This is a genomic window from Flavobacterium sp. GNP002, assembly GCF_054343795.1.
In genome coordinates this window covers 1,396,881-1,412,962 of record NZ_JBTGUW010000001.1, presented here as the reverse complement: position 1 = coordinate 1,412,962, position 16,082 = coordinate 1,396,881, and the positions used below count along the sequence as shown (strand labels likewise).

At 40.0% G+C, this 16,082-nt stretch carries 1 protein-coding gene (only partly in view); it reads right to left on the bottom strand.

The genetic code is table 11. From position 1 onward, the window contains the following. Positions 1 to 16,082 carry the 5' portion of a lectin-like domain-containing protein gene (locus tag ACXX80_RS06265; RefSeq protein ID WP_458552454.1) on the bottom strand. The gene continues 15,547 nt to the left of window position 1, outside the view, so the window shows 16,082 of its 31,629 coding nt (coding positions 1-16,082); the start codon lies at positions 16,080 to 16,082; its stop codon lies off the left edge, out of view.

The window sequence follows — 16,082 nt, the reverse complement described above, 5'->3', positions numbered from 1 at the left end:
TCATCTGAAACCGTAGCACAAGTTGGTGAAGCTAATTTATCACATAAAGTATACACTACATTATAAGTCCCCGGTACTGTTCCTGCCGCAACAGTTACTGCTCCAGTTGATGGGTCTAATGTAATGCCTGCTGGCCATGTTCCTGATTCCGCAACTGTAGCGTTTCCTGTTGTTCCTAATGTTGCCGGAACGCCATTCACTTTATCATTTGCTGTTACGTTTGCTATTGCTGTTCCTCCGGTTGCTGGTGCTGTTCCGTTTTCTGTTACTGGTCCTGAAACCGCTGTTACTGTGATTTCATTCGAAACCGTAGCACAGGTTGTTGGTGTTAATTTATCACACAACTCATAAGTTACATTATAAACTCCTGGTACTGTTCCTGCCGCAACAGTTACTGCTCCCGTTAATGGATTTAATGTAATGCCTGTTGGCCATACACCTGACTCTTCAACTGTAGCGTTTCCTGTTGTTCCTAATGTTGCCGGAACGCCATTCACTTTATCATTTAAGGCTACGTTTGCTATTGCTGTTCCTCCTGTAGAGGCTGCTGTTCCAGCATCTGTTACTGGTCCTGAAACCGCTGTTACTGTGATTTCATCTGAAACCGTAGCACAAGTTGTTGGTGATAATTTATCACATAAAGTATAAACTACATTGTAAACTCCTGGTACTGTTCCTACCGCAACAGTTACTGCTCCCGTTAATGGATTTAATGTAATGCCTGTTGGCCATACACCTGACTCTGCAACTGTAGCGTTTCCTGTTGTTCCTAATGTTGCCGGAACGCCATTCACTTTATCATTTAAGGCTACGTTTGCTATTGCTGTTCCTCCTGTAGAGGCTGCTGTTCCAGCATCTGTTACTGGTACAGCAGCTACTATTATTATTACACTCGATACAGTACTACAGTTTCCTGGATTAGTTACTTCACATATTTTATAGATTACTGTGTAGTTACCTGCTGGTGTATTTGGTGCTACAGTTACTATTCCCGTTAATGGATTTATTGTAATTCCTGCTGGCTCAGTTACTGGTATCAAAGTTACTTGTCCTGGTTGATTACCAATAACTACCGGAATTCCATTAAGTGTGTCATTAGAAGTTAACACTGGTGTATTGCCACCAGTAGTACCATTAATAGGGTCTGTCGTTTCAGTTACAGCAACGATTGTTGCAGCACTTACTTCTACTACACTCGATACGGTACTGCAGTTTGCTGGATTGGTTACTTCACATATTTTGTAGCTTACCGTGTAGTTCCCTGCTGGTGTATTTGGTGCAACGGAAACAGTTCCGTTTGGATTCAATGTCAATCCTATTGGCATACTTACCGAGGTCAAAGTTACTTGTCCTGGCTGGTTGCCAATTACTACTGGATTAGTGTTCAAAGTATCATTTAAGGTTAACGCTGGAGTTGTTCCGCCGGTATTTCCATTAATTGGCGCTGTGGTTTCTGGAGCTGCATTAATAGGGGATAATGTAACAACAACAGTACTTGAAACATCATCACAGTTAGCAGGGTTAGAAACTTCACATATTTTATAATGAACAACATAATTAGAAGAAGGCGTATTTGGAGCAACTGTTACCGTTCCGTTTGAATTTAATGTCAAACCTGTTGGTACACTTAAAGGAGTTACAACAACATTACCTGGATTTAACCCAACCACAACGAAATTACCGTTAAGATAATCGTTAGCAGTAAGAGGTAATGTTACTCCGCCTGTATTTCCATTTATGCCTAAAGTAGTCTCGGTAACAGCGTCAATAACTGGGGCAACAACACGTACAAATGCGTTAGCCGAGTCACAATTATCTGAGTTAAGATTTTCACAAATCTTGTAATTAATCATATAATCACCTGGTACTGTATGTGCAGCAACCGAAATAGTTCCGTCAGCATTTAATGTCAAACCTGCCGGAGCGTCAATAAGCGTTAATGTAACTTGATCAATAGCAACACCAAGAGTGAAAGGAGCACTGTTTAATGTATCATTTCCTACAACTGAGGAAGCAGTTGTTCCACCTACGTAAGCATTGATTGGAGCTGTTGTGAAATCATCAACAATTGCATCAATTGCAAACTGACCAACATTAACAGTAACAGTAGCATTTCCACAGTTTGCCGGAACTGCATCTATTTCACATATTCTATATACTAGAGAATAGAAACCGGTTGGCGTTCCTGGAGCAATGGTTATAGTCCCATCTGGATTCAAGGTTAATGCTGGATCGCTCGAAACAAGTGTTAAATCAACTTCATTAGGATCAACAGGAGGCACACCATCGTTCGAACTTACTGGAGGCACACCATTTACAGAGTCATTATCTAATACCGAACCAGTAGTTTGTCCCGGTAAACCAGAAGTGGCATCTGCAACAACATGTAATTCATTTTCAATAACTATAGTCGCAGTAGCTGAACCGCAATTTATTGGGTTGGTATTGTCCTCACAAATTTCATACACAATAATATAAGTTCCTGAAGGGGTGTATGCAGCAACCGATAAATCGCCGCTGGCATTAATACTCAGCGGACCGTTTACTACGGGTGAAACCGTAGTGTTACTTGGAGTAACTGCTGAACCACCAATTTTATCATTCGTCGTTACATTCAACACTACAACTGGGACAGCTGTAGTTGCGAAAGGAGCGGTAGTATCATTAACTGCAATAATTGGATTTTTAACCGCAACGATAGAAGTTGTAGTTGAGCAGTTTGAAGGATTCGTAACTTCACATATTGAGTACGTAAGAGAATACGAGTCAGAATGTGTATTTGGTGCAACAGTGACAGTACCATCTGCATTCAATATTAATCCAGAAGGAACAGAAATTGGCGTAAGCACTACTTCACCTTGTTGGTTACCAATAACAACTGGAGAGCCATTCAAAGTATCGTTAGATGTCAAAATTGTGGTTGTAGTACCTCCTACTATACCGTTGATTGTGTTTGTAGTTTCTGAAACTGCAATTATTCCTGCAGTACTTACAACTAAAATACTTGTAACAGTACTACAGTTTGATGGATTAGAAACCTCGCAGATAGTATAGCTAATATTGTAATTTCCAGCTGGCGTATTAGGTGCAACGGATACTGTTCCGTTTGGATTAAACGTCAAGCCCGTTGGTAAAACTCCCGGTGTCAAAGTTACTTGTCCAGGCTGGTTACCAATTACGACTGGATTTCCATTTAAAATATCATTATTGGTCAACGCAGCAGTAGTACCTCCTGAATTTCCATTAATTGCAGTCGTTGTTTCTTGGTTGGCACAAATATAACTTGTAAGTACTATTGCTTGACTAGATGCAGAACTACAACCTCCAATAGTAGCAATAACTGTATAACTTCCCGGAGGAGCCGTAACCTCTTGATTAGAACGAGACACTCCTGTTGATGGAGTTATCGTATAAGTATAAGAAGAATCGAAATTAGTAATTTCAAAAACACCTGAGGTAGTTGCACAGCTTGGTTGAGAAACTAACGCTACTGTAACAACAGAAGGTGTCGGTTTAACAGTAACTGCAGCCGCTAAAGACGACAAACTTTCGCAACCATCTGTACTTGTGACAATTACAGTGTAATTACCCGAAGTAGTAGCAGTATAAGTGTTGTTTGTAGCTGAAGGAATTAAAACCCCATATTTATACCATTGATTCCCAGAAGAAGCAGTTGAAGTTAAAACAACAGTATCGCCATCACAAAATGTAGTTGCACTGCCCGGAGTAATAGTAGGTGTTGCTGGTGTAGTTGGTACCGCATTGATTGTTACTGTAGACGATGCTTGTGTTGAACAAGTTGTATCTGTTGTACTTCTTACTCGTAAAGTATAAGTACCTGATGCTAATCCTGCAAAAGTAGGACTCGCTTGGTAAGTTGTTCCGTTATCAATACTATATTCAACTCCTGTTTGCGTTGCAAATACAATAGTTCCAGTAGTTACCGTACAAGTTGGTTGTGTAGTACTTGAAACTGTTGGTGCAGTTGGTGCAGTTGGTATCGCATTGATTGTTACTGTAGATGCTGCTTGTGTTGAACAAGTTGTATCTGTTGTACTTCTTACTCGTAAAGTATAAGTACCTGCCGCTAATCCAGCAAAAGTAGGACTCGCTTGGTAAGTTGTTCCGTTATCAATACTATATTCAACTCCTGTTTGCGTTGTAAATACAATAGTTCCTGATGGTACTGCACAAGTTGGTTGTGTAGTACTTGAAACTGTTGGTGCAGCTGGTGCAGTTGGTACCGCATTGATTGTTACTGTAGATGCTGCTTGTGTTGAACAAGTTGTATCTGTTGTTCTTCTTACTCGTAAAGTATAAGTACCTGCCGCTAATCCTGCAAAAGTAGGACTCGCTTGGTAAGTTGTTCCGTTATCAATACTATATTCAACTCCTGTTTGCGTTGCAAATACAATAGTTCCTGATGGTACCGCACAAGTTGGTTGTGTAGTACTTGAAACTGTTGGTGCAGCTGGTGCAGTTGGTACCGCATTGATTGTTACTGTAGATGCTGCTTGTGTTGAACAAGTTGTATCTGTTGTACTTCTTACTCGTAAAGTATAAGTACCTGCCGCTAATCCTGCAAAAGTAGGACTCGCTTGGTAAGTTGTTCCGTTATCAATACTATATTCAACTCCTGTTTGCGTTGCAAATACAATAGTTCCAGTAGTTACTGCACAAGTTGGTTGTGTAGTACTTGAAACTGTTGGTGCAGTTGGTGCAGTTGGTACCGCATTGATTGTTACTGTAGACGCTGCTTGTGTTGAACAAGTTGTATCTGTTGTACTTCTTACTCGTAAAGTATAAGTACCTGCCGCTAATCCAGCAAAAGTAGGACTCGCTTGGTAAGTTGTTCCGTTATCAATACTATATTCAACTCCTGTTTGCGTTGTAAACACAATAGTTCCTGATGGTACCGCACAAGTTGGTTGTGTAGTACTTGAAACTGTTGGTGCAGCTGGTGCAGTTGGTACCGCATTGATTGTTACTGTAGATGCTGCTTGTGTTGAACAAGTTGTATCTGTCGTACTTCTTACTCGTAAAGTATAAGTACCTGTCGCTAATCCTGCAAAAGTAGGACTCGCTTGGTAAGTTGTTCCGTTATTAATACTATATTCAACTCCTGTTTGCGTTGCAAATACAATAGTTCCTGATGGTACCGCACAAGTTGGTTGTGTAGTACTTGAAACTGTTGGTGCAGCTGGTGCAGTTGGTACCGCATTGATTGTTACTGTAGACGATGCTTGTGTTGAACAAGTTGTATCTGTTGTACTTCTTACTCGTAAAGTATAAGTACCTGCCGCTAATCCTGCAAAAGTAGGACTCGCTTGGTAAGTTGTTCCGTTATCAATACTATATTCAACTCCTGTTTGCGTTGTAAACACAATAGTTCCTGATGGTACTGCACAAGTTGGTTGTGTAGTACTTGAAACTGTTGGTGCAGTTGGTGCAGTTGGTACCGCATTGATTGTTACTGTAGACGCTGCTTGTGTTGAACAAGTTGTATCTGTTGTACTTCTTACTCGTAAAGTATAAGTACCTGCCGCTAATCCTGCAAAAGTAGGACTCGCTTGGTAAGTTGTTCCGTTATCAATACTATATTCAACTCCTGTTTGCGTTGCAAATACAATAGTTCCTGATGGTACCGCACAAGTTGGTTGTGTAGTACTTGAAACTGTTGGTGCAGTTGGTGCAGTTGGTATCGCATTGATTGTTACTGTAGACGCTGCTTGTGTTGAACAAGTTGTATCTGTCGTACTTCTTACTCGTAAAGTATAAGTACCTGCCGCTAATCCTGCAAAAGTAGGACTCGCTTGGTAAGTTGTTCCGTTATCAATACTATATTCAACTCCTGTTTGCGTTGTAAATACAATAGTTCCTGATGGTACTGCACAAGTTGGTTGTGTAGTACTTGAAACTGTTGGTGCAGCTGGTGCAGTTGGTACCGCATTGATTGTTACTGTAGACGATGCTTGTGTTGAACAAGTTGTATCTGTTGTACTTCTTACTCGTAAAGTATAAGTACCTGCCGCTAATCCTGCAAAAGTAGGACTCGCTTGGTAAGTTGTTCCGTTATCAATACTATATTCAACTCCTGTTTGCGTTGTAAATACAATAGTTCCTGATGGTACCGCACAAGTTGGTTGTGTAGTACTTGAAACTGTTGGTGCAGCTGGTGCAGTTGGTATCGCATTGATTGTTACTGTAGATGCTGCTTGTGTTGAACAAGTTGTATCTGTTGTACTTCTTACTCGTAAAGTATAAGTACCTGCCGCTAATCCTGCAAAAGTAGGACTCGCTTGGTAAGTTGTTCCATTATCAATACTATATTCAACTCCTGTTTGCGTTGTAAATACAATAGTTCCTGATGGTACCGCACAAGTTGGTTGTGTAGTACTTGAAACTGTTGGTGCAGCTGGTGCAGTTGGTACCGCATTGATTGTTACTGTAGATGCTGCTTGTGTTGAACAAGTTGTATCTGTTGTACTTCTTACTCGTAAAGTATAAGTACCTGCCGCTAATCCTGCAAAAGTAGGACTCGCTTGGTAAGTTGTTCCGTTATCAATACTATATTCAACTCCTGTTTGCGTTGCAAATACAATAGTTCCAGTAGTTACCGTACAAGTTGGTTGTGTAGTACTTGAAACTGTTGGTGCAGTTGGTGCAGTTGGTATCGCATTGATTGTTACTGTAGATGCTGCTTGTGTTGAACAAGTTGTATCTGTTGTACTTCTTACTCGTAAAGTATAAGTACCTGCCGCTAATCCTGCAAAAGTAGGACTCGCTTGGTAAGTTGTTCCGTTATCAATACTATATTCAACTCCTGTTTGCGTTGTAAATACAATAGTTCCTGATGGTACTGCACAAGTTGGTTGTGTAGTACTTGAAACTGTTGGTGCAGTTGGTGCTGTTGGTACCGCATTGATTGTTACTGTAGATACTGCTTGTGTTGAACAAGTTGTATCTGTTGTTCTTCTTACTCGTAAAGTATAAGTACCTGCCGCTAATCCTGCAAAAGTAGGACTCGCTTGGTAAGTTGTTCCGTTATCAATACTATATTCAACTCCTGTTTGCGTTGCAAATACAATAGTTCCAGTAGTTACTGCACAAGTTGGTTGTGTAGTACTTGAAACTGTTGGTGCAGTTGGTGCAGTTGGTACCGCATTGATTGTTACTGTAGATGCTGCTTGTGTTGAACAAGTTGTATCTGTTGTACTTCTTACTCGTAAAGTATAAGTACCTGCCGCTAATCCTGCAAAAGTAGGACTCGCTTGGTAAGTTGTTCCGTTATCAATACTATATTCAACTCCTGTTTGCGTTGTAAATACAATAGTTCCTGATGGTACTGCACAAGTTGGTTGTGTAGTACTTGAAACTGTTGGTGCAGCTGGTGCAGTTGGTACCGCATTGATTGTTACTGTAGATGCTGCTTGTGTTGAACAAGTTGTATCTGTTGTACTTCTTACTCGTAAAGTATAAGTACCTGCCGCTAATCCAGCAAAAGTAGGACTCGCTTGGTAAGTTGTTCCGTTATCAATACTATATTCAACTCCTGTTTGCGTTGTAAATACAATAGTTCCTGATGGTACTGCACAAGTTGGTTGTGTAGTACTTGAAACTGTTGGTGCAGCTGGTGCAGTTGGTACCGCATTGATTGTTACTGTAGATGCTGCTTGTGTTGAACAAGTTGTATCTGTTGTACTTCTTACTCGTAAAGTATAAGTACCTGCCGCTAATCCTGCAAAAGTAGGACTCGCTTGGTAAGTTGTTCCGTTATCAATACTATATTCAACTCCTGTTTGCGTTGTAAATACAATAGTTCCTGATGGTACCGCACAAGTTGGTTGTGTAGTACTTGAAACTGTTGGTGCAGCTGGTGCAGTTGGTATCGCATTGATTGTTACTGTAGATGCTGCTTGTGTTGAACAAGTTGTATCTGTCGTACTTCTTACTCGTAAAGTATAAGTACCTGCCGCTAATCCTGCAAAAGTAGGACTCGCTTGGTAAGTTGTTCCGTTATCAATACTATATTCAACTCCTGTTTGCGTTGCAAATACAATAGTTCCAGTAGTTACTGCACAAGTTGGTTGTGTAGTACTTGAAACTGTTGGTGCAGTTGGTGCAGTTGGTACCGCATTGATTGTTACTGTAGACGCTGCTTGTGTTGAACAAGTTGTATCTGTCGTACTTCTTACTCGTAAAGTATAAGTACCTGCCGCTAATCCTGCAAAAGTAGGACTCGCTTGGTAAGTTGTTCCGTTATCAATACTATATTCAACTCCTGTTTGCGTTGCAAATACAATAGTTCCTGATGGTACTGCACAAGTTGGTTGTGTAGTACTTGAAACTGTTGGTGCAGCTGGTGCAGTTGGTACCGCATTGATTGTTACTGTAGATGCTGCTTGTGTTGAACAAGTTGTATCTGTTGTACTTCTTACTCGTAAAGTATAAGTACCTGATGCTAATCCTGCAAAAGTAGGACTCGCTTGGTAAGTTGTTCCATTATCAATACTATATTCAACTCCTGTTTGCGTTGTAAACACAATAGTTCCTGATGGTACTGCACAAGTTGGTTGTGTAGTACTTGAAACTGTTGGTGTAGTTGGTGCAGTTGGTACCGCATTGATTGTTACTGTAGACGCTGCTTGTGTTGAACAAGTTGTATCTGTCGTACTTCTTACTCGTAAAGTATAAGTACCTGCCGCTAATCCAGCAAAAGTAGGACTCGCTTGGTAAGTTGTTCCGTTATCAATACTATATTCAACTCCTGTTTGCGTTGCAAATACAATAGTTCCTGATGGTACTGCACAAGTTGGTTGTGTAGTACTTGAAACTGTTGGTGCAGCTGGTGCAGTTGGTACCGCATTGATTGTTACTGTAGATGCTGCTTGTGTTGAACAAGTTGTATCTGTTGTACTTCTTACTCGTAAAGTATAAGTACCTGCCGCTAATCCTGCAAAAGTAGGACTCGCTTGGTAAGTTGTTCCGTTATCAATACTATATTCAACTCCTGTTTGCGTTGCAAATACAATAGTTCCTGATGGTACTGCACAAGTTGGTTGTGTAGTACTTGAAACTGTTGGTGCAGCTGGTGCAGTTGGTACCGCATTGATTGTTACTGTAGATGCTGCTTGTGTTGAACAAGTTGTATCTGTTGTACTTCTTACTCGTAAAGTATAAGTACCTGATGCTAATCCTGCAAAAGTAGGACTCGCTTGGTAAGTTGTTCCATTATCAATACTATATTCAACTCCTGTTTGCGTTGCAAATACAATAGTTCCAGTAGTTACTGCACAAGTTGGTTGTGTAGTACTTGAAACTGTTGGTGCAGTTGGTGCAGTTGGTACCGCATTGATTGTTACTGTAGATGCTGCTTGTGTTGAACAAGTTGTATCTGTCGTACTTCTTACTCGTAAAGTATAAGTACCTGCCGCTAATCCTGCAAAAGTAGGACTCGCTTGGTAAGTTGTTCCGTTATCAATACTATATTCAACTCCTGTTTGCGTTGTAAATACAATAGTTCCTGATGGTACTGCACAAGTTGGTTGTGTAGTACTTGAAACTGTTGGTGCTGTTGGTGCAGTTGGTACCGCATTGATTGTTACTGTAGATGCTGCTTGTGTTGAACAAGTTGTATCTGTCGTACTTCTTACTCGTAAAGTATAAGTACCTGTCGCTAATCCTGCAAAAGTAGGACTCGCTTGGTAAGTTGTTCCGTTATTAATACTATATTCAACTCCTGTTTGCGTTGCAAATACAATAGTTCCAGTAGTTACTGCACAAGTTGGTTGTGTAGTACTTGAAACTGTTGGTGCAGTTGGTGCAGTTGGTACCGCATTGATTGTTACTGTAGACGCTGCTTGTGTTGAACAAGTTGTATCTGTCGTACTTCTTACTCGTAAAGTATAAGTACCTGCCGCTAATCCAGCAAAAGTAGGACTCGCTTGGTAAGTTGTTCCGTTATCAATACTATATTCAACTCCTGTTTGCGTTGCAAATACAATAGTTCCTGATGGTACTGCACAAGTTGGTTGTGTAGTACTTGAAACTGTTGGTGCAGCTGGTGCAGTTGGTACCGCATTGATTGTTACTGTAGATGCTGCTTGTGTTGAACAAGTTGTATCTGTTGTACTTCTTACTCGTAAAGTATAAGTACCTGCCGCTAATCCTGCAAAAGTAGGACTCGCTTGGTAAGTTGTTCCGTTATCAATACTATATTCAACTCCTGTTTGCGTTGCAAATACAATAGTTCCTGATGGTACTGCACAAGTTGGTTGTGTAGTACTTGAAACTGTTGGTGCAGCTGGTGCAGTTGGTACCGCATTGATTGTTACTGTAGATGCTGCTTGTGTTGAACAAGTTGTATCTGTTGTACTTCTTACTCGTAAAGTATAAGTACCTGATGCTAATCCTGCAAAAGCAGGACTCGCTTGGTAAGTTGTTCCGTTATCAATACTATATTCAACTCCTGTTTGCGTTGCAAATACAATAGTTCCAGTAGTTACTGCACAAGTTGGTTGGGTAGTACTTGAAACTGTTGGTATATTAATAACACATAAATTAGCAGAACTAGAAATAACATTAGCACAAATAAAATTAGATTGTGTTATCACAACTCTATAGTCATAACCTATCATAGATACTGTAGCTCCCGTAATAGATAAGGTGCTAGTCGTTGCTCCCGAGTATACTCCTCCGTTAGTTATATTAGTCCAAGATGTACCATTATTAGTACTTATCTGCCATTGGTAGTTTGTTGTTCCAGAACCACCAGTTGCTACAACATTAAAAGTAGCATTTGCACCACCATTTACAGATTGGTCAGCTGGTTGAGTTGTAATATTACTTGCAGTACCAACTGTAATAACATTAGTATAACTACCTGTATATGTAGCTGCTGGTAAATTAACAGTACCATTAGCATTTACTGGAGCAGTTGCTCCCCCAGTTTGACCAAATTGCTGTCCCGAAGCTGCACTTGTAGCATTGTTATAGTACTCATTAGAATCTGAACAACCGTCATTATCTGAATCAAGATCTAAGTAATTAGGAATAGTATCTAAATCCGTATCACATTCTACTTTTGCGAAGAAAGAATAAGATATACTATCTCCTGATCCAATATTAGATCCCGTTACATTTATTGAACTGATTAAATTGGTCCCTACACCTGCAAGCATTATCCTTTGATCATCAATACCTCCAACAGAAGTAATTGCACCTGATGTAGGATTATAATTTAAATCAGGAAAAGCACTAGCTAGAGTTACTAATCTAAAATTATTATTTGCAGCGCCTCCATTTACACTGAAAGTATAGGAAGCAGCACTACTGCCGATTGTACCATCAACATCTCCAATATTAAAAGCAATTTGATTGGCTGGTACCGGAGTGCTAAAATTAACTGTGAAGTTAACATCTCCACTTTTAGCATAGCGTTGCTCTCCACCTGAATTATTTACGTAAAAATTTGTTTGATTATCTGTAAGGGTAGCAACACTAATTTGAGTAGCTGCACCTGTAAACGTGTAAGTAACATTTGAAGCAGTGCTCCCTTTCCAAACACCATTAGAGTTTTGAGCAAAATAACCTTTGCAATCTTCTACAATATCACGAATTCCATCATTATCATCATCTAAATCGCAAGAGTCATTTATTCCATCTCCATCGCGGTCGGTTCCTGTAGGATTGCCATCTGTACTTGCGCCGGTGGTACAAGGATCAGTTATAGTAAGTACTGTAGATTTACTTGTTCCACAATAATTCCCTGGATGTCTCACTGTTACTACATAAGTTCCTGCAGATGCCGCTGTTACTCCTGTTAAAGTAAGTGTAGCACTTGTAGCTCCTGCTATTGTTGTTCCATCTTTAGTCCAAGAATACGTTAAACCAGATGTTGCATTGCCCGCAGTGGCATAATTGGGAGCAAAAGGTGTTGTTGCAGCCCAAGTAGTTGCAGATTCTGCGGTTGCATTTGAAGTTAAAGTTACCATAGTTCCAGTATTAGCAGTTAGCGTAGCTGGTGGTGTTGTTCCTGCGTTTATTCGCACTGCACTGGTAACACCAGTAGTAATGGCTTGACCTGTAGTTGCACTGGTTGCAGCTGATGTTGGAATACCATTAGCATTAACCGTAGTTCCCAGATTACCATTGCTTCCTCCATTGCTTCCTCCTGCTAAAGTGCCGGTAGTTGGTAAATTTGTAGCTGCCTCGGTTGCATCTGGGCAACCATCGTTATCACTATCGGTGTCTAATGAATTTTGGATACCATCTTTGTCGGTATCTGCAGTACAAGATTTGTATAAGAAAACAACTTCAACTAGTGAAGTCCTTTTAGGAGTTACAGAACTTGTATTATGATCATTTATTACTTTAAGCTTAATATTGGTAATATTTGAATAATTTGAAGTTAAATCTACCGTATATCCAGATGGATAATTTAATGGTAACGTAATAAATTCAGTTCCCGATAAAACGGCACCATTATATAAATTAACTTCAATGTCTTTAACATCTTCATCATTACCCCATGGCTCATAAAATTTAATACTATTAATAGTAGAAACAGACTGCATTGTTATATCAAATACAACTGGATTTTGACTTTGATACCAATAAAAATAAGGAAAAACACCTGCTCCAGAACCACCTTGACCTTCGCCATCAATAAGCTGTGACATATTACCAACAATAGCAGTAGTTGAAGAAGATGCAGAAGAAGCTCTTTGAACAATTGTAGAGGTAGTACATTCTAAAGTATCCAAAATTCCATCATTATCATCATCTAAATCCGCTAAATTCCCTACCCCATCACCATCGGTATCTACATCAACAGTTAAATTAGCTGATGCAGAATTAACAGTACAAATCAAGTTTGTTTGACTGACTATTACTCTATAATCATAGCCATTCATCGCTAGTGTTGCAGCAGTTATGTTTAGTGTACTTGTTGTAGCGGTAGAATATGGAGCACCATTCACAATGTTTGTCCAATTAGCACCACTGTCGGTGCTTACTTGCCATTGGTATGTTGTTGTAGGTGTTCCACCAGTTGCCGTTACAGAAAAAGTTGTATTTGCACCTACAAGTATAGCGCTATTTGCAGGCGGAGACGAAATTGTACTAGGAATAGTTTTAACAATTGCATTAGCATAAGTACCATTATAGCCTGCTGCGATTACAGATCCGTTTGGATTAGAAGCTGCTGGAGTTCCAGTACCATATTGTCCTGAACCACCATCAGCAGTTACGGAGTTGTAATATTCATTAGAATCTGAACAACCATCACCATCTGAATCTAGATCTAACTGGTTTGGGATTCCATCATTATCTGTGTCAACCGTAATAGGCAACTCAGTACAAAAATCAGTATAGCGTACCCGCTGATCATTATTAAACCCACCTGTTGAAGATGTATAACCAAAAAATACTTTATCAGCTCCCGCAAAATAAGCAGTAGTAAAATTTGCATTAGTCAATGATCCAGCAAGCGTGCCATCAACCGTGTAAGATAATGTTTTTGTACTTGCATCCCAATTTACCAACACTTTTTTCCACAAACCATCTTCAAGATTAGGCAAAGCAACCGCTGTGGTTAGCAATCCCGTAGTAGCTTGATTGTCTGTATCCCAAATCATACCGTGATCGCCAGCAACATCCCCAACACCAGTTCCATTGTTAAAAGTATCCAACTCCAGAACGAGACCATTATCTATTCCAAGCGCACCTAAACCAACACCATTAGCACCTAATGCATTAACCCCTAATGGATCGTTATGAAAAACAATGGCAACACCATCAGCACCGTTTGCATCTACAGTACCTAAATTCGCTTCAAAAGAGAAAAAGAAATTTTTTGAAAAATCAGCTTTTGAATACGACCACATTTGCCCAGCTTGATTACCAACTGCTGGCGTAAGTTGTACTTCTTTTTGGCCTATTCTGGTAGCATTACCATTTAGCTCAAACAAATTACTTACATCCACGGTAGAAGGCAATCCTCTTTCGTCACAATCGTAAACACCATCATTATCATCATCCACATCAACAATATCTCCTATTCCGTCGCCATCAGTATCAAAATCCACAAAAAGCGGAATCACACAAGACCCAGTACTCTGTGGTGATGTTACAGTAATTTGTCGTGTTCCTGCTGGTCCACTACCGTTAAAAGTAATAGGTAAATCGATGTAAGTTGCACCTTGAGCAACAAACAAACGGTATGGTGATGGGCTTACCGTAAAACCTGCCCCTGCTATGGTAATATCTACCAAACCATTTACAGCATTGGTAATTGGAACTCTAAGTAATCCAGTTTGCGTAGAACCGTTTGCTACTAAGGCAACACCGTTTTGCAAACTACTACTTGCTTTACCACAATCGTAAGTAAAAGAACCAGGCACATTGGTTACAGTTGCGCACGAAGCTAAGTCACCAAACCCTCTACTTGTGGCAACACCTGCAGCACCTGTACCAGTTACTTGCCCAACAAACTCTGATAAACCTGTCATTGCATTCAACCTCCATATATCAGTATTACTTACATTATTAATTCTGCTATAATAGAAATAATCCCCTAGATATGCTAAACCGTTACCGTTTGCAGTACCCAAATTCGGAACCGTACCATTTAACTTCACTACTTTTGAAGCCACTAACGTACTAGTATTAATACGGTACAAATAAACATCTGTGTTTGCAGAATTACTAACAATTGCATACACGTTTGCCGCATTATCTACCGCAACATCATTAAGTACAACTATTGATGCACTTGACCATTCTGCATCTCCTGTAATTGTACCAACAGTTATAGAATTTGTTGCACCACCATTCCATCGTGTTAAAACTCTTGTACTAATACCATATACAATACCTGTTGAAGGATCAGTACCTATACCTATTGGAGAACCCCACGTTCTACCGGAGTTAGTCAAAACAGTAGTTGCTGAAATTGCACTACCCACATATATATCACCCGGATTTGCAGTTGGAGAAGTTACAAATTGGTTTTGATTTAAGTTACCTACTGTTGGCCCAAAAGCCAAGTTACTCTGCCGATTTGCCCCTACTGATAAACCTCCATTAGTTGCTACTAATGTAGTTGACATATTTGTCAAATTAATTCGATAGGTATACAAAGGTAGATTTGCATCATTCGAACTACCAAACAACTCATTACAGGTAGGCGCAGTTGTAGGTGTAAAGGTTGCACAAGATGCTAAATCCAGCATATTGAGCTGGGTTGCCACTGCACTTCCGGTCATAGTACGAGTACCACATGGTTCCGTACGCAAACGGTTAGTACCCACTTGAGTACTTACCCCATTATTAAGGTTAAACTTATACAACACCACATCAATATATGCTTGACTGCTAAAAAAACCACAAGCTTGGGTACCATTAACTGCATCTAGAACATACACATCCGTCCCTATTAATGCCATACCTCTAAAAGTAGTTGGCAATGTACCGGATAATTGTACGTATTGCGTAGCGACTAATGTACCCGTATCTATTTTATAAATATAATCAGCGGCACCATTAGTAACCACTACATATAAATTTCCTGTACTGTCAAAAAAACCATCCGGTGCTACAGCTCCCCCTGTAAATGTAGCATCGCCTGTTAATGCACCCAAATCACTTGGTCCGCTGGTAACTTTTATCAATCGTTTTGTACTGCTTATTCCATACACGGTTCCGTTTGTAGGGTGTGCACTAATACCCAATAGTGCAGTTGCCACGGTTTCGCCTGTTGATACATTGTTTCTATAAACAGTAGCACCAGCATTGATGCTGGTGGTCGTATAAACGGTTTGTAAAAGGTTAGTAGGATTTGGCCCCACGGCTAAGTTCCCTTGGCCATCAGCATAGTCCTGCACTTGAGTCAAGGCACCGTTTGCAGTATTGACCGAGTAAACAATACCTTTTTCCCCGTCAATCATATAGAGCGTGGTACAATTTTGCGCCTGAACCTTACTAAATAATGATAGTACTAAAAACAAAAACAAAGTAATTCCAAAAAACAATTTATTTCCAAAACTTGAAAATTTGTTTTCACTAAGGGTAGTGTTGTGCAT